Here is a 15,270-nt window from a genome sequence, read left to right on the forward strand (position 1 = left end):
GCTGTCGTCGTCATCCGGTCAACGTCCGGTCGGCGGTGAAGATTCCCGTTCCGGGACATGCGTCGCCCGTCGTGCCGCCCCTTGTTGTACCCACCAGCGCCCGGTTTGTCACATCTGGCAGCAGATGTCACCCAGCGTTTCCATCTCTTTAGCGCGCAGTAACGGTCCATCCGGCAGGCCAAGGGCGTACACTACCGCCTTCGGCCGCCGACCCTAAATCCGGTCCGGTACGGGGTTGCCCGCCGCTGCCACCGCGCGGCGCACCGGCACCCGCGCGAGCAGCACGAATCCCAGCACGAAGAACACCACGAGCGAAATGATCGCGTCCCGGTAGTCCCCGGTCAGCTGGTAGGTCAGACCGAACAGCAGCGGGCCCAGCCAGCTCGTACCCCGGTCGCTCAGTTCGTACGCCGAAAAGTACTCGGCCTCCTTGCCGCGTGGCACCAGCTGTGAGAAGAGCGCGCGCGACAGCGCCTGGCTGCCGCCCAGCACCATCCCGATCGCTGCCGCGAGCACGAAGAACCAGACGGGCGTCTCCGCGGGCAGGAAGTAGCCCGCGCCGATCGTCACGGTCCAGGCCACCAGCGAGCCCAGGATCGTACGCTTCGCGCCGTAGCGCCGGGCCAGCCGCGCCATCCCCAGCGCACCCGCCACCGCCAGGATCTGCACCAGCAGAATGGCGCTGATCAATGTCGTCTGGTCCAGCCCCAGCTCCTGTGAGCCGTATACGGACGCCTGCGTGATCACGGTCTGCACCCCGTCGTTGTAGACGAGATACGCCACCAGAAAGGCCAGTGTCAGCGGATGGCGGCGCATATCCCTCAGCGTCGCGACAAGTTGGCGCCCGCCCTGCCCCAGGGAGCCGCCCCGCACCGGTGAGCCACCCTGCGCCGGGCCGTGACCGGGCGTACGCCGGTCCCGCAGCCGTCGCAGCGGGACGAGGGCGAACGCACCCCACCACAGCCCCGCCGCCGCCAGGCAGATCCGCACCGCCGTCCCCTCGGACACCCCGAAGGTCTCATGGCCCGCGTACAGGACGAGATTCGCTATCAGCATCAGCGCTCCGGCCGCGTAGCCGAGAGCCCAGCCCCGCGAGGAGACCGCGTCCCGCTCGTCCGGCTCGGCGATCTGCGGCAGAAAGGCGTTGTAGAGCACCATCGACACGGCGAGCGAGGCGTTCGCCACCACCAGCAGGAAGCCTCCGAGCAGATAGCGGTCGCCGTCGAGGAAGAACATCCCCGCCGTCGCCCCCGCTCCCAGATACGCGGCCGCGCCCAGCAGCGGCTTCTTCCGGCCCGTACGGTCCGCGACCGCCCCCGCCAGCGGCATCGCCAGCGCTGCCAGCAGTATCGAGGCCGAGACCGCGTAGGCGAAGAAGGACCCCGCCCGCACCGGGATGCCCAGCGGGTGCACATAGCCCTCCGCGTCCGCCGCGGCCTTGGCCACCTCCGTGAGATAGGGACCCAGAAAGACCGTCAGAACGCTCGACGAGTAGACCGAGACGGCCCAGTCGTAGACGTACCAGCCCCGCTGTTCCCGCTGCCGCTCGGCCGGCGTGGCCGTGGTCCCGGCCGCCGCGCCGTACGCGGTGTCTGTGCCCATCCGGGCCCCCTGTCGTCCCCGTTCGCCGCCGCGTCACGGCGGGGCCGGGGTCAGGCCCAGGCTCCCCGGTCGGTCAGTACCGTGCGCAGCGTGTCGATCCGATCGGTCATGATGCCATCCACCCCGAGGTCGAGCAGCGCTGCCATCCGCTCCGGCTCGTTCACCGTCCACACATGCACCTGCAGGCCGCGGGCGTGCGCGGCCCGTACGAAGGCGCGGTCCACCACCCGTATCCCCGACTGCCTTTCCGGGACCTGGACCGCGACCGCCGCCCGCCGCGGCCGCAGGGGCAGCCCGTACGAGCGCAGCCGCAGCCCGAGCACGCCACGCGTGCCGTACGACGTCGCCAGCCGCTCTCCCGCCAGGGACAGCGCACGCGCGATCCGGGCCTCGGAGAACGAGCCGACGCACACCCGGCCCCAGGCACCGGTCCTGCGGATGAGCTCGATCAGCGGGACCAGCGCCGCCTCCGCCTTGATGTCGACATTCCAGCGCGCCTCGGGAAAGGTCTCCAGCAGTTCCTCGAACCGGGGCAGCGGCTCGGTGCCGGCGACCCGGGCCCGTCGCACCTCGGACCACGGCAACTCCGCGATGCGGCCCCGTGTGTCGGTGACCCGGTCCAGAGTCGCGTCGTGGAAGGCGACCAGCACGCCGTCCGATGTGGCGTGCACATCGGTCTCGAGATAGCGGTAACCGGCGTGGACCGCGCGCCGGAACGCGGCCGCGGTGTTCTCCGGACCGTCGGCCGCCCCGCCGCGATGGGCGAAGGCGAGCGGGGCGGGGTGGTCGAGGAAGGGATGGCGGGAAGCGGTCACCGCGGCAGTATGGCGTGCCCCGATTCCCCGCCGTGCGCCACCACCCGGGAGTGCCCGCCCTGTGTCGTCGGGATGGCGAACACCCGCAGGAAGACCTGGGAGAGTGGCCCGATGGCGAGCGCGTACGCCACCGTGCCCACGCCGACCGCCCCGCCGAGCGCGTAGCCGGTGGCGAGGACGGTCACCTCGATCGCCGTCCGTACGAGGCGGACGGAGCGGCCCGTGCGCCGGTGCAGACCGGTCATCAGACCGTCCCGGGGGCCGGGCCCGAAGCGGGCGGAGATGTACAGGCCGGTCGCCGCGCCGTTGAGCGTGATCGCGAGGATCAGCAGCGGGACGCGGAGCGGCAGACCGTGGGCGCCCGGTACGAGCGCCAGGGTCGCGTCCATCGCCAGGCCGACCACCACGACGTTCGAGATCGTGCCGAGGCCGGGCCGCTGCCGCAGCGGAATCCACAGCAGCAGGACCACAGCGCCGACAGCGATCGACACCGTGCCGATGGACAGCCCCGCGTGCTCGGACACCCCTTGGTGGAACACGTCCCAGGGGTCGAGACCCAGCCCGGCGCGCAGTTGGAGTGCCGCGCTCGCGCCGTACAGGACCAGCCCGGCGTAGAGCTGGACGAGACGGCGCGTGAGACGGCGGGACCCGCTCGATCCGGACACGGAGAACTCCCTGAGGCTGGAGGAGGTGGTGGAAGTGGCCTGGCTCGTGTCACCCTGTGGCTGGGGACTGATGCAGTTCCATGGCCAATTCGGGGAAGGTGGACTGCAGGCGATGGGTCAGTGGACTTCAGCGGTGGGTGCCGCGCAACTCGCCCGGCTCCTCCGGTCGCAGACCGCCGGACAGGGGGCCCCGGCAGGCCGCCGGGTGCCCGCCTACCGTGCGCTCGCCGACGGCGTGCGCCTGCTCGTGCTCGAAGGCCGGGTCCCGGTCGCCGCCCGCCTCCCCGCCGAGCGGGAACTCGCCGCCGCCCTCGCCCTCAGCCGTACCACCGTCGCCTCGGCCTACGAGGCCCTGCGCACCGAGGGATTCCTCGAATCGCGGCGCGGGGCGGGCAGTTGGACCTCCGTCCCGGCCGGCAGCCCGCTGCCCACCCGCGGTCTGGACCCGCTCCCGCCGGACGCCGCCGAGTCGATGATCGACCTCGGCTGCGCCGCCCTTCCCGCCCCCGAGCCCTGGCTCTCCCGAGCGTTCCAGGGCGCCCTGGAACAGCTCCCGCCGTACGCCCACACCCACGGCGACTACCCGGCGGGACTCCCGGTCCTGCGCCAGACCCTCGCCGACCGTTACACCGCCCGCGGCATCCCGACCATGCCCGAGCAGATCATGGTCACCACCGGCGCCATGGGCGCCGTCACCGCCACCTGTCATCTCTTCGCCGGCCGCAGTGAGCGCGTCGCCGTCGAGTCGCCGTCGTACGCCAACGTCCTGCAGCTGATGCGGGAGGCGGGCGCCCGGCTGGTGCCCGTCGCCATGGCCGACGGGCTCGCGGGCTGGGACATCCCCGCCTGGCGGCAGGTGCTGCGTGACGCCGCGCCGCGCATGGCGTATGTGATGGCCGACTTCCACAACCCCACCGGAGCCCTCGCCACCGAGGAGCAGCGTCGTGAGCTGGTGGCGGCCGCCCGTTCGGCCGGTACCGTGCTCATCGCGGACGAGACCATGTCCGAGCTCCGGCTCGAGCCGGACCTGCAACGTCCGCGCCCCGTCTCCGCCTTCGACCCCTCGGGCAGCACCGTCGTCACCGTCGGCTCGGCCAGCAAGGCGTTCTGGGCGGGGCTGCGCATCGGCTGGGTGCGTGCCGCTCCCGATGTCATCCGCAGCCTCGTCGCCGCCCGCGCCTACGCCGACCTCGGCTCGCCCGTCCTCGAACAGCTCGCCGTCACCTGGCTGCTGGCTGACGGCGGCTGGGAGGCGGCGGGCGACATCCGCCGGGCACAGGCGCGGGAGAACCGCGACGCGGTGGTCGCGGCCCTCCGCCGGCATCTGCCGGACTGGGAGTTCAGCGTCCCGGACGGGGGGCTCACCCTCTGGACGCGCACCGGCGGCCTGTCCGGTTCGCGGATCGCCGAAGCGGGGGAGCGGATGGGCGTACGGGTGCCCTCCGGGCCCCGGTTCGGTGTGGACGGTGCCTTCGAGGGGTTCGTACGGCTCCCGTTCACGGTGGGCGGGACGCTCGCGGAGACCGCCGCCACCCGGCTCGCGGCGGCGGCCCATCTGGTGGAGACCGGCGCCCCCGCCGCCACGGAGGACCCGCGCAGCCTGGTTGCCTGAGTCCGGGAGTCCGGGAGTCCCTGAGGTCCGGAGTCCCTGAGCTCCCGAGCCCCGGGTGGCGCGGCAGGACGGCGGGCCGGTCAGCCGTCGGCCGCGTGTGCCGGTGACGGCTGGGCCAGGACGCCCAGCTCCGTCCGCTCCGGCAGCAGTCCCAGCACGGCCTGCCGGTCGGCCTCGCTCGTGGTGTCCTCGTACGGATCGGGCGTGGCCGGCACCTGGAGCCGGTGCACCGGGCCCGCGCCGAGCCGCGCATAGCCGCGACCGGGAGGGACATGGGCGCAGGGCGTGGTGTGGGGCGGCGCCTCCAGTACGGCGCCCGCCTGATCGGCCGTGGCCGGACCGAGCACGACGCGTGCCCTGGTGTGCGACCGTACGGTCTCGGTCAGTGACTCGACGCTGTCGAACTGGTCGGCGACGCACACCGTCACATGGGCCGCCCGCCCGTGCCGCAGCGGGATCCGCAGCAGCTGCTGCGGATCGGTCCGGCCCTCGGCGGCGGCGAGATGGCTGAGGACGGACGGCCGGTCCAGGATGATCCACAGCTGCCGGCGGGTGTCGTCCGGTGCCGGACGGCCGAGCCGGCGGGCCTGGTGGGCGGCGATCAGCCGGCGTTCGGTCTCGTGGGCCGCCCACTCCAGGGACGCCAGCGCGCCGACGAGCCCGCTCTCCACGGCCAGCACTCCCACCCGCCCGAGCAGACATGCGTACTCGCCCGTGCCGTTCCCGTCGACCACCAGGACCTCGCCGTGCTCCAGCGCCTGGAGGGCGAGTGAGCGCAGCAGGGTCGTGGTTCCGCAGCCCGGTTGGCCGACCGCGAGCAGATGCGGCTCCGTGGACCGGGGGCCGGTCCGCCACACCACCGGCGCCGCGTCGCGCGTCGTGTCACCCACGGCCACGGGAATGGTGCGCTGTACGTCGCAAAGGTCGGTGAAGCCGAGGACGGTCTCACCGGGCGAGGTGACGAAGCGTTGGGCGCGGATGTCGGTGGGGAGCGGCGCGAGCACCGTCATACCGAGTTCGTTCAACTCCTCGTCCCAGTCGAACAGGTACTCCCGTCCGCGCCCGCACTTGGCGTGCAGAAGCTGCTCGATCCGGGCCCGGGACAGGGGATCGCCGTCGTTGAAGTACGGCGGATAGCGCAGCTGGAGCCGGACGATCCGCCCGGTGTCGTCGAACTCGGGGCCGGAGAGGGCCTGCTGCCAGTCCCCGCCGTGCGCATAGAGCGGGCTCGGGTCGTCCGCCGTGGAGAAGTACGGCACCAGGGCTTCATAGAGGATCTGCAGCCGTCCGGTCTCCGCTTCGTCCGGACCCGCTTCGGCGCGGTCGCGGCCCGCCCAGGCGCCGGCCGCCATCAGCCCGAGCAGCGCGAGCACCGGCCCGTACGGCATGAGCGCGACCAGCACCGCGCCCGCCGCGGCCATGAACAGGGCGGGGCCGCGGCGGTCCTTCGGCGTCACGGACCACCGGCGCCGCCCGGCGGAGGCCAGACGGCGCAGTCCGCGGAGGACGACGACGAGTGGATGGAGGACATCCATGGTGGTGCGGGCCGTGGTGCGCCCGGCCGCGCGGATCCGGGCCATCGGCGCGCCGGTGGTGACGATGCGGGGCAGTGGACGCCGGGCCACGTCGGTCTCCTGATGTCGGACTGGTGGAGGTACGGTGCGTCAGAACTTGATTCCGCCCAGCAGGCTGGCCAGGCTCGCGCTGCCGGCCTTGATGCTCGGGGCGATGGCCGTGCCCGCGAGGAAGAAGCCGAACAGCGCGCAGACCACGGCGTGGGAGGCCTTGAGCCCGTCCTTGCGGAAGAACAGGAAGACGATGATGGCGAGCAGTACGACGCCCGAGACGGACAGAATCATGGGTTCTCCTGTGGGGTGGGGACGGCACCGTCACCGTGAGTTGCTTCAGGTTCGCAGCATGTGTCCAACCCGGCAAAGCGGCAAATGGGGGATTTGTCATGGAATTTAGCGCCCCTGGCGGAGCCGGAGTGCGCCGACCGGGCGGCGCGTCCCGCACCGTGGCGATCGCCGCCGAGGCCGGTACGACGTACGGGGGGCGGGCCGCAGTACGCTGTCGCCTCACTCGGTCGGGCGCGGAACCTGGAAGGCGGATCATCGGATGGGCACTCCGGAATCGGGAGACTCCGCAGGTCAGGTGGATCCGGAGGTCATCGAGCTCGCCGGCAAGGTTTTCGACTTCGCACGCTCCGGCGACGCGGCCGCCCTGGCCGCCTATGTCGACGCGGGTGTTCCGGTCAACCTCACCAATGACAAGGGCGACTCGCTGGTGATGCTGGCGGCCTACCACGGCCATGCGGGTGCCGTGGAGGCTCTGCTGAGTCGTGGCGCCGACCCCGACCGGGCCAACGACCGCGGCCAGACGCCGCTGGCCGGGGCGGTGTTCAAGGGTGAGAACGAGGTCGTCCGCGCCCTGCTCACAGGTGGCGCCGACCCGGCGGCGGGCACACCGTCCGCTGTCGAGACGGCCCGTATGTTCGGCAAGGCCGAACTGCTGGAGCTGTTCGGCGCCGAGTGACAGCGGGCTCACCCGCCGTCAGGAGAGCGGGCCCCACGGGTACCGGGAGGCGTTCCAGGGTCCCCGCCGCGGGTCGGGGCGGCCCGTACGGCCGCAGGCTCGGGGCCCGCGACCCCGGCCGGCCCGTCGAGCGGGACACGTCGGCGCGGCCCTGGTCCCCGGTCGGTCCCCGGTCCCTGGTCCCTGGTCCCCGGTCCCCGGGAGGTCCCACCCTCTCGGCCCGGCCGGAGGCGAGGGCCCGGGACGTGGTCACACACGCCTTCGCCGCCGCCCTGGCCCGGGACGCCCGGCGCTCGGCGGAGGTCGACCGCTGCTCCGGCTGGTCACGGCCGGCTCGGCCGGGTGACTTCCGGACGGAGTCCGGGGGAGGAGCTGTGCCCGCAGGCCTGGTGCTGTGACCGGGACGGTTGCCGGGAAGCTCGCGGCGTCCGGTGCGGTGCATCGCACGGCGGTGGGGGTGCCCCCGGACGGGGTCCGGGGGAGATCGCCCTCGTACTGGGGTCCCCCATGCCGAAGGCCAGGGGAGTACCCGGGCGACTCCGGCAACGCAGCGTGGGGGTCCCCCCAGCCTTCGGCCGGGGGCCCCCCACCCAGCGGTAGCTGGGGGAGTGCCGTGCCGGGCGTCGCGAGCGGTGAACCGTCCCGGTCGCAGCCCTACTAGCAGGGCCCGGCGGAGCCTTCGCGGCCGTGTCGCAGGCGTTCGGCCTGTCGTTGGCCCACTTCCGCGACCTTCCTCAAGTAATCGCCGATGAGGGCGAGTTCCTCATCGGTGTAGCTGTCGAGGACCGTGCCGAAGGCCTCGGCCGGGGCCCGCCATGCGTCGCCCACCGTGGTCAGGGCTCCCGGCGTCGGAGTGATCAGGGCACGCCTGCGGTCGCAGGGATCGGTGCGCCGTTGGACAAGACCGGCCCTCTCCAGGCGGTCCACCAGGCGGGTGGCCGAGCCGGGAGTCAGCCCGGTCAGTGTCGCGATCCGGCCCGTGCTCAGTGGCGTGGTCTCCAGGCCGAGGAGGCCCAGGCACTGCAGATCGGTGGGGTGCAGGTTCAAGTGGTCGGCCAGCGCCTGGTTGAGCAGGGTCCACGCGGCGTAGTGCCGGCGGCTTTCGACGGTGATCTGCTCCAGCAGCTCTCTTCGGTCCGTCACCGGCCGCCTCCGTACTCGCATATCGTTTGCGTCGCGCAACCTATGCGTGTGCAATAGGTGCGTCGCGCTTGCATTCTATGCGGCGTCACGTGCGCGATCCGCGTACGTCCGGACCGAACCGCCCCTGCACGGGGCGCCAACGACGAAGGCGAAACCACATGACCACGCTTGTCACCGGAAGCCGCGGCAGGGTCGGCCGCGCTCTCTTAGAGCTTCTGCACAGCCAGGGCCTCGAGGCCCGCGCCGCATCGAAGGCGCCGGAGGAACTCGACCTGCCGGACGGCATTCCGTCGGTCCGGTGCGACCTGACGGAACCGGACACCTTCCCCGCCGCCCTCGAGGGCGTCACCTCGGTGTTCCTCTATGCCGAAGCGTCCCGTCTCGACACCTTCCTCGAGGAGGCGGCCAGGGCGGGGGTCCGGCAGATCGTACTGCTCTCCTCGTCCTCGGTGCTCACACCCGACGCCGAGACCCATGCCATCGCCCGGCTCCATGTCGACGCCGAGAAGGCGTTGGAAGCCTCACCGATCGCCTCGACCTTTCTGCGACCGGGCCATTTCGCCACCAACGCGCTCCAGTGGTCCCGGGCCGTCAAGTCCACCGGCGCGGTCAGCCTCCCTTACCCCCACGCGTACACCGACCCGATCCATGAGGCGGACATCGCGGATGTCGCGCTGGAAGCCCTCAAGGATCCCCGGCCGGACGGCACCGCGTGGACCCTGACCGGACCGGAGTCCCTGACCTTCCAGGACCAGATCGACCACCTCGCCCGGGTGACGGGACGGCCTGTGACGGTCAATGCCGTGAGCCGGGACGCATGGAAGAAGGAGGCGGCCGCTTACGTGCCGGAGGCCTTCGCCGACGTACTGCTCGATGTGTGGGAGTCGACCGACGGCTCGCCGGTCGAACTCACCCGCACCGTCGAGGAGGTGACGGGCCACCCGGCCCGGTCCTTCGCGACCTGGGCGGAGGACCACGCGGACGACTTCCGCCCCTGAGCAGCTCGTCGACACGTCGACACGTCGACACATCGACTCGTCGAGGGGAGGGGCGGGCCTCACCAACCGGTCCTTCCCCCTCGGTCAGCCTCCCGGCAGCACGCACGCGGCGGCCGGAGCCGCGAACGGCCGCCCCAGGGGCTTCAGCCGGCCCGAGCCGCCGTTCACGGAGAACACGGTCACCGACCCCGACGTCTGGTTCGCGGCGAACAGTCGGCGGCCGGACGGCGAGAAGGCGATGTGCCGCGGCGATTCACCTCGCACCGGCACGGTGTCCAGCAGGCGCAGTCGGGCGCCCGCGTCCTCCACCGCGTAGCGGGTGATGCTGTCGTGCCCGCGGTTCGCCAGGTATGCGTGGGCTCCGTCCGGGGTGACCAGCAGCTGGGCCGGGTAGTTCCGCACCTCGCCGGTGCCGGTGGGCTGTGGGGTCCCCGGGGAGAGCCGGCCCGTGCGGCGGTCGTAGCGGCAGACCACGACCGTGTTGTCCAACTCATTGGCCAGATAGGCGAATCCACCGGACGGATGGAACGTCAGATGGCGGGGGCCGGTGCCGGGCGGCAGGGTGGCGTACGCGGTCTGTTCGAGGGTCCCGGCGGCGGGATCGAGCCGGTAGGTGTAGATGGTGTCGTTGCCGAGGTCGACGGCGAGCACATGGCCGCCGTCGGGGCTGGTGAGGACCTGGTGGGCATGCGGGCCGTCCTGCCCCGGCCCGGGCCCCGGGCGACTGTGCCGGACGAGATCCGTGCGCTCTCCCAGGGCCCCGTTCTTCTCGATGGGGTGTACGGCGACGCTCCCGGAGCCGTAATGGGCACTCAGGACGTAGCGCCCGCTGGGATGTACGGAGAGGTGGCAGGGGCCGGAGCCGCCGGTGTCGCGCGTGCCCAGCACCCTCGGCCTGCCGTTGTCATCGATAGCCATGGCGGTCACGCCGCCCCGCTCCTGCTCGTTGACCGCGTAGAGGGCCTTGCCCGAAGGGGAGAGGGCGAGGAAGGACGGGTTGGCGAGACCGGTCAGCTCCCCGGACGAGGCGATCCTGCCCGTCTCCGGGTCGTACGTCGCCAGCCCGAGGCCGCCGCCACCGCTGCCGGAGGTGTAGGCGCCGAGGTAGAGCGGCCGTGGCCCGGACGCGGACGAACCGCCTCGTGGCGAGGCGCGCGGGGTGTCCGGGGTGCGCCGGGTACCGCGGCGCGGATATGGCTCCTCGGCCCGCCCCTCTCCGTCCCCGCAGGCCGTCAGACCTCCGGCCGTCAGCCCTCCCGTCACGGCGGTGAGGAAACGACGGCGGCCCATGCTCGCGCCGTTCTCCGTGCGACCCATGCCCCTGTACCTCCCGTATTCCGCGGTCCGCCATTGTCCCGCCACGGGCCGGGGCAATCTCAAGGAGCATCTATGCATAAACCATTCCAAAGCGCACAATGGTACTGCTCGACCGGTGGTCGGGCAGCGTGTTCAGAGATGCAGGAACGAAGGAGGCGAGTCGCATGGCCGACCTCTCGCACCGCCCCGGTGACATCTCGGGTCACCCTGATGTCCATGAGATGAGGGACCGGTACGCGCGCATGCTCAAGGGGCCGGAGGCGGGAGCGATCGACGGAGTCGCGTTCCTCGCGGGCGTGTACTGCGCCATCTCCCCATGGACGGTCCACTTCTCGGGCGCGGAGCCCGAGCTGACCCTCAACAACCTCCTCCTGGGGATCGCCGTGGCCCTGATGGGAATCGGGCTGGCCGTTGCGCCGGAAAGGATCGGTGGGCTGAGCTGGACCCTCGCCCCGATGGGTATCTGGCTGATCATCTCGCCCTGGGTGGTCACCCGCTTCCCGGACGCCGGGATGATCTGGAACAACGTGATTGTCGGCGCCGTCGTGTGCCTGCTCGGAATGCTCACCGCGGGGGCGGTGATGAGGACTCGACGCACGGCATGACCCGGCTGGAGGCAGCCGGCCACCCCACCGGCTTCCTCCTGCCTTCCCGAGCGGCAGTCGCCGGCGGCTGCCGCTCACCTCTGTCCGCCGCTGTCCTCTGCCGCTGTCCCTCTGCCCCCTCCCGCCCACCGATGGAGCGGCGCCCTCTGTCGCGATGTCCTGCGTCGCGGTTCCGCGGTGATCCGATGGCACCGGAGAGGCGAGCCGGGAAGACGTACACGACGTCCGATTCCTTCAAGACCGGCCCGTCCCGCGCTGCCTACGCTCGCCGTATGACACCTCGATTCGATCTCATCGGCCTCGTCGTCGCCGACATGGCGGCGTCCCTCGCCTTCTACCGCAGGCTCGGCCTGGACATCCCGGCCGGTGCCGACACCCAGCCGCACGTCGAGGCATCCGTGCCCGGCGGACTGCGTATCGCCTGGGACACCACGGAGACCATCCGCTCCTTCGACCCCGACTGGACGCCCCCGCGGGGCGGACACCGTGTGGGCCTCGCCTTCGCCTGCGACGACCCCGCCGACGTCGACCGGACGTACGCGGCCCTCGTCGACGCGGGCTCCCCGGGGCACTTGAAGCCCTTCGACGCCTTCTGGGGGCAGCGCTACGCCACGGTCCTGGACCCGGACGGGAACGCCGTGGACCTCTTCGCCCCGCTTCCCCAGCCGTGACGGCGTTCGCCGGGTGACGGTGCGCTCCGTGACCGGGCGCCCGGCGGAAGCGCGTATCCGCGACCGGGCGTCGTGCGGCGGCGCGGTCCGCGACGGCGTGCCGCGCGACGGGGCGCCCCGTGTCCGGGCGCCCCGGGGATCCCCGTACCCGCGACCGGGCGTCGTGCGGTGGCGCGGTCCGCGACGGTGGGCCGCGAGGGCGGCGTTCGCCGTCACGGAGCGCCGCTGCCCGAGGGAGCTCCGCGTCGGGGCAGCTACGCCAGCAGCTCGCTGAGCGGCACGCCGGCGAAAGCCTTCACCTCTCGAGCCAGGTGTGCCTGGTCCGCGTAGCCCGCGGCTGCCGCGACGGCCGCGAACGGAGTCCCCTCGCGGGCGAGGTCCAGCGCCTGGTTCATCCGCAGCACCCGGGCCAGCGTCTTCGGGCCGTATCCGAAGGCCGCCAGACAGCGGCGGTGCAGTTGTCGCTCGCCCACACCGGCCGCCTCGGCCACCCCGTGGACGGACTCGCGCGCGCGGAGCGCGGTGATGACCGCTCCCAGCAGAGGGTCGGGCGGACGGACTTCACGCAGCCGGTCCGCGGCGATCCCCTCGAGAACACCGGCCGGGTCGGCGGCGTCGGAGACCCGATCGGCCAGCAATCTGACCCGCCCGCCGGGCCAGAGCGCGGCCAGCGGTACGCGCTGGTCCCTCAGCTCGTGCGCGGGTACGCCCAGTACGACCGGCCCCCGGCCGGGAGGGAACCGCAGCCCGACGTACCGCGTACCCGGTGAGCCCTCCGCCAGATGGGCGCGGGTGTCCGGGCCCGCCACGACCAGCTCGCCGCCCATCCAGATGAGATCGGTGCAGCCGTCGGGCAGGACCCGCTGCGGCGAGTCGTCCGCCGTCCGGGTCCACAGGACCGCGCCGGCCGTGGGGGAGAACCATTCCTCGTACACATCTCCCAGCATCACACCCGGCATCACCTCCCGGCGCGCGATGACGCCGCTCACCGGTCCGGCGGCGTTCCTCACCCGTTGGGGGGTGGGTGCGGGGTGTCTTTGTGTCGGGCCGTGTTGTCGCACGTGGTGCTGTGTCACCTGCGGAGTTGGGGCCATGGAGGCGGATGGGCTCGTCCGTTTGCGGGATGGGGAGAGGGGTCGCGGCGCGTGCGCTTGACGGGGTGTGGGGGTGGCATGGGGAGGGACGGCGCGGTTGTCGATTGCGGTCGGTGAGGTACCGCATCCGTGCCGAGGGAGTTCGTTCATGGGTATGGGTGTGCGTCTGGTGGCGGTGACGGCTTTGGCGGTTGTTGCTGTGGGTGGTTCGACTGTGGGGGCGGTCGCGGAGGACCGGCCGGGCTCCGGAGACCGGCCGGGGCCGAGGGACCGGGGGTCGTTGAGCGTGTCGCCGAGGTCCCCGGCGCCGGGCTCCGAGGTGACGTTGGTGCAGCGGGGCGGCTGCCGGGAGCGGACGGTGACAGCGGAGTCGGCGGGGTTCGTGCGGTCGGTGACGCTGCGGGACAAGGGGGGAAGCAACTTCGTGGGGTCGGCGCGGGTGTCGCCCCGGGCGCGAGTGGGGGAGACGTTCCGGGTACGGACGCGGTGCGGGCGTGGAGGGGCGTCGGCTGAGACGAGTTTCACGGTCGGGCACGGCGCGACGGGGGGCTCCAACGCGGGTGAGGGCGGAAGCTTCGCCGGGATGAGCGGGGTGGGTATCGCCGGGGGAGCGGCGCTGCTGGCGGCCGGAGGCGCCGCCACCGTCCTCGTCATGCGCCGCCGGAGCGGCCACAAGGCCTGAGCCCCCACGGCCATGACTCCGTCTCGCGGGCCCCCGCTCTCCGGCACGGACGCACCGCGGCCGTCCCGGAGCCCGGGGGTCCGCCGTGCAGCCGAGCCCCGACGGGCCACTCCACCGACCCACCACGCTACGACGTATGGAAAGGACACCCTGTGAGCACGGTAGATCTGCGCCGGGCGCACCAGCCCCACCCACGCCCCCACCTCGTCCGGCACCTCATATGCGGCGGTCTCCTGGGAGCGCTCTTCATCGTGCCCGCCGCGGGCGGTGCCCGGGCACTGGAGGGCGATCCGCCCCCGGCGCACCAGCACGGCCCCGAGCGTGACGCGTCCATGACCGACAACCGCGGTCCCGCCCTGGAGACGGAGACGCTGGACGACGACCCGTGGGAGGAGGAGCTCGACCAGGACCCCGAGGAGGGCTATGGAGAGGACTACGGGGACGACGAGACCGGATCCCCGTGGCAGGAAGACGCGGCCGATGAGGTCTCGGGCGCCTGGTCCCGGCCTGTCACCTCCGACAGTGTGTCGGCCGCCTACGGAATTCCGGGGGACTGGATCGCCGGGCACCACACGGGCATCGACTTCGCGGTCTCGGAAGGCACTTCCGTGAAGGCCATCGGCTCCGGGGTCGTCACGCGCGCCGGATGGGGCGGTGACTACGGCGAGATGGTGATGGTGAAGCTGGACGACGGGCACTACACCCTCTTCGCGCATCTCTCCGAGGTCGTCGTCAAGGAGGGGGCACGCGTGAGGGCGGGGACCCTGCTCGGATACTCCGGCAACACCGGCAATTCCACCGGCCCGCATCTGCACTTCGAAGTGCGCACGAGCTCCGCATACGGCTCGGACATCGAGCCGGTGGCCTATCTGGAGGCCAGGGGCATCCTTCTGTGAGCTCCCAGCCCTGAGGTCTCACCGCTCAGCGGCTGAGCTCCCAGCCGTCAACTCCTGGCAGGGAGCGTCCTTCTCACGACGGTGCCCCGCCGGGCCTCCCCGGCGGGGCGCCGTCCTTCCTCCCGGGCTGCTCGGCTCAGGACAGCTTGGCGCTGAGCGTGATGGTCGTACCCGCGAGTGCCTGGCTGACCGGGCAGTTCGCCTTCGCGTCCTCGGCGGCCGCCTTGAAGGCGGCCTCGTCCACCCCGGGGACCTGGCCCGCCACGGTGAGGTGGATCCCCGTGATACCCGTGCCCGGCTGGAACGTGACCTCGGCCTGGGTCCGCAGTCCCGTCGGCGGCGTACCGGCTTTGGCCAGGCCGTTCGACAGAGCCATCGCGAAGCAGCTGGAGTGAGCGGCGGCGATCAGCTCCTCCGGGCTGGTCTTTCCGCCGGGCTCCTCGGCACGGGAGGCCCACGTGACGGGGAAGTGCCCGACTCCGGAGGAGTCGAAGGTGACCTCCCCGGCCCCCTTCAGCAACTCGCCTTCCCACTCGGTGTGCGCGGTGCGCGTCGTGGCCACGATGACATCCTCCTGTGTACGAATGACCGTCAGCCTGATCGTCCGCCCCACAGGGCCACCATGGGTCCCCGAC

16 protein-coding genes are annotated in these 15,270 nt (G+C 72.2%); 7 read left to right on the top strand and 9 right to left on the bottom strand.

All coding sequences use genetic code 11. The annotated features are described in order from the left end of the window. Positions 1-213: 213 nt before the first annotated feature. Genes ACTWQE_RS08605 through yczE form a run of 3 tightly spaced genes read right to left on the bottom strand, consistent with a single transcriptional unit; the run spans position 214 to position 3,082 of the window. Positions 214-1,602, bottom strand: coding sequence for an MFS transporter (locus ACTWQE_RS08605; RefSeq protein WP_443328232.1), 1,389 nt, complete (start codon positions 1,600-1,602; stop codon positions 214-216). Between the two features lie 50 nt (positions 1,603-1,652). Then, positions 1,653-2,417, bottom strand: coding sequence for a glycerophosphodiester phosphodiesterase (locus ACTWQE_RS08610; RefSeq protein WP_443328233.1), 765 nt, complete (start codon positions 2,415-2,417; stop codon positions 1,653-1,655). After that, positions 2,414-3,082 carry a membrane protein YczE gene (yczE, locus tag ACTWQE_RS08615; protein WP_443328234.1) on the bottom strand — a complete coding sequence of 223 codons (669 nt, stop codon included), beginning with the start codon at positions 3,080-3,082 and terminating at the stop codon, positions 2,414-2,416. Before yczE ends, ACTWQE_RS08610 begins: the two co-directional genes overlap by 4 nt. A gap of 112 nt (positions 3,083-3,194) precedes the next feature. On the opposite strand from yczE, the gene ACTWQE_RS08620 reads away from it, so the two are divergent. Next, positions 3,195-4,694 (top strand): SCO1417 family MocR-like transcription factor, encoded by a 1,500-nt coding sequence (locus tag ACTWQE_RS08620; protein ID WP_443328235.1) that lies wholly within the window; start codon positions 3,195-3,197, stop codon positions 4,692-4,694. An 80-nt stretch (positions 4,695-4,774) separates the two neighbouring features. Here ACTWQE_RS08620 and ACTWQE_RS08625 read toward each other — a convergent pair whose 3' ends face one another. Further along, positions 4,775-6,319: a hypothetical protein gene (locus tag ACTWQE_RS08625; RefSeq protein ID WP_443328236.1), complete on the bottom strand. Its 1,545-nt coding sequence runs from the start codon at positions 6,317-6,319 to the stop codon at positions 4,775-4,777. Positions 6,320-6,358: 39 nt separating this feature from the next. Continuing rightward, positions 6,359-6,553, bottom strand: coding sequence for a hypothetical protein (locus ACTWQE_RS08630; protein WP_443328237.1), 195 nt, complete (start codon positions 6,551-6,553; stop codon positions 6,359-6,361). A 259-nt stretch (positions 6,554-6,812) separates the two neighbouring features. On the opposite strand from ACTWQE_RS08630, the gene ACTWQE_RS08635 reads away from it, so the two are divergent. Beyond that, complete coding sequence (locus ACTWQE_RS08635; RefSeq protein ID WP_443328238.1) at positions 6,813-7,229, top strand: ankyrin repeat domain-containing protein; 417 nt, start codon at positions 6,813-6,815, stop codon at positions 7,227-7,229. A 657-nt stretch (positions 7,230-7,886) separates the two neighbouring features. Here ACTWQE_RS08635 and ACTWQE_RS08640 read toward each other — a convergent pair. After that, on the bottom strand, positions 7,887-8,372 hold the full coding sequence (locus ACTWQE_RS08640; protein ID WP_443328239.1) for a MarR family winged helix-turn-helix transcriptional regulator: 486 nt from the start codon (positions 8,370-8,372) through the stop codon (positions 7,887-7,889). Between the two features lie 158 nt (positions 8,373-8,530). Between ACTWQE_RS08640 and ACTWQE_RS08645 the strand changes: the two genes are divergently transcribed. Further along, a complete protein-coding gene (locus ACTWQE_RS08645; RefSeq protein WP_443328240.1) occupies positions 8,531-9,370 on the top strand; it encodes an NAD(P)H-binding protein in 840 nt (279 codons plus the stop codon). 84 nt (positions 9,371-9,454) lie between these two features. Here the strand turns inward: ACTWQE_RS08645 and ACTWQE_RS08650 are convergent, their stop codons facing one another. Then, the gene (locus tag ACTWQE_RS08650; RefSeq protein WP_443328241.1) at positions 9,455-10,687 is read right to left on the bottom strand and encodes a lactonase family protein; all 1,233 of its coding nucleotides are present in this window, start codon (positions 10,685-10,687) and stop codon (positions 9,455-9,457) included. 164 nt (positions 10,688-10,851) lie between these two features. On the opposite strand from ACTWQE_RS08650, the gene ACTWQE_RS08655 reads away from it, so the two are divergent. Next, a complete protein-coding gene (locus ACTWQE_RS08655; protein ID WP_443328242.1) occupies positions 10,852-11,292 on the top strand; it encodes an SPW repeat protein in 441 nt (146 codons plus the stop codon). 272 nt (positions 11,293-11,564) lie between these two features. Next, positions 11,565-11,963 (top strand): VOC family protein, encoded by a 399-nt coding sequence (locus tag ACTWQE_RS08660; RefSeq protein WP_443328243.1) that lies wholly within the window; start codon positions 11,565-11,567, stop codon positions 11,961-11,963. A gap of 254 nt (positions 11,964-12,217) precedes the next feature. Here the strand turns inward: ACTWQE_RS08660 and ACTWQE_RS08665 are convergent, their stop codons facing one another. Then, positions 12,218-12,898 carry a helix-turn-helix domain-containing protein gene (locus ACTWQE_RS08665; RefSeq protein ID WP_443328306.1) on the bottom strand — a complete coding sequence of 227 codons (681 nt, stop codon included), beginning with the start codon at positions 12,896-12,898 and terminating at the stop codon, positions 12,218-12,220. A gap of 517 nt (positions 12,899-13,415) precedes the next feature. On the opposite strand from ACTWQE_RS08665, the gene ACTWQE_RS08670 reads away from it, so the two are divergent. Then, positions 13,416-13,739: a hypothetical protein gene (locus ACTWQE_RS08670; RefSeq protein ID WP_443328244.1), complete on the top strand. Its 324-nt coding sequence runs from the start codon at positions 13,416-13,418 to the stop codon at positions 13,737-13,739. Positions 13,740-13,891: 152 nt separating this feature from the next. Then, positions 13,892-14,635 carry a M23 family metallopeptidase gene (locus ACTWQE_RS08675; RefSeq protein WP_443328245.1) on the top strand — a complete coding sequence of 248 codons (744 nt, stop codon included), beginning with the start codon at positions 13,892-13,894 and terminating at the stop codon, positions 14,633-14,635. Between the two features lie 136 nt (positions 14,636-14,771). On the opposite strand, the gene ACTWQE_RS08680 is transcribed toward ACTWQE_RS08675, so the two are convergent. Then, positions 14,772-15,197: an OsmC family peroxiredoxin gene (locus tag ACTWQE_RS08680; protein ID WP_443328246.1), complete on the bottom strand. Its 426-nt coding sequence runs from the start codon at positions 15,195-15,197 to the stop codon at positions 14,772-14,774. Between the last annotated feature and the right edge of the window lie 73 nt (positions 15,198-15,270).

It is taken from the genome of Streptomyces sp. 8N706 (assembly GCF_052245415.1).
Taxonomy (GTDB): Bacteria; Actinomycetota; Actinomycetes; order Streptomycetales; family Streptomycetaceae; genus Streptomyces.

Coding starts and splice junctions, on each gene's coding strand:
- ACTWQE_RS08605 (WP_443328232.1), bottom strand. CDS start 1,602: ATGGGCACAGACACCGCGTACGGCGCGGCGGCCGGGACCACGGCCACG.
- ACTWQE_RS08620 (WP_443328235.1), top strand. CDS start 3,195: ATGGGTCAGTGGACTTCAGCGGTGGGTGCCGCGCAACTCGCCCGGCTC.
- ACTWQE_RS08630 (WP_443328237.1), bottom strand. CDS start 6,553: ATGATTCTGTCCGTCTCGGGCGTCGTACTGCTCGCCATCATCGTCTTC.
- ACTWQE_RS08635 (WP_443328238.1), top strand. CDS start 6,813: ATGGGCACTCCGGAATCGGGAGACTCCGCAGGTCAGGTGGATCCGGAG.
- ACTWQE_RS08645 (WP_443328240.1), top strand. CDS start 8,531: ATGACCACGCTTGTCACCGGAAGCCGCGGCAGGGTCGGCCGCGCTCTC.
- ACTWQE_RS08650 (WP_443328241.1), bottom strand. CDS start 10,687: ATGGGTCGCACGGAGAACGGCGCGAGCATGGGCCGCCGTCGTTTCCTC.
- ACTWQE_RS08655 (WP_443328242.1), top strand. CDS start 10,852: ATGGCCGACCTCTCGCACCGCCCCGGTGACATCTCGGGTCACCCTGAT.
- ACTWQE_RS08660 (WP_443328243.1), top strand. CDS start 11,565: ATGACACCTCGATTCGATCTCATCGGCCTCGTCGTCGCCGACATGGCG.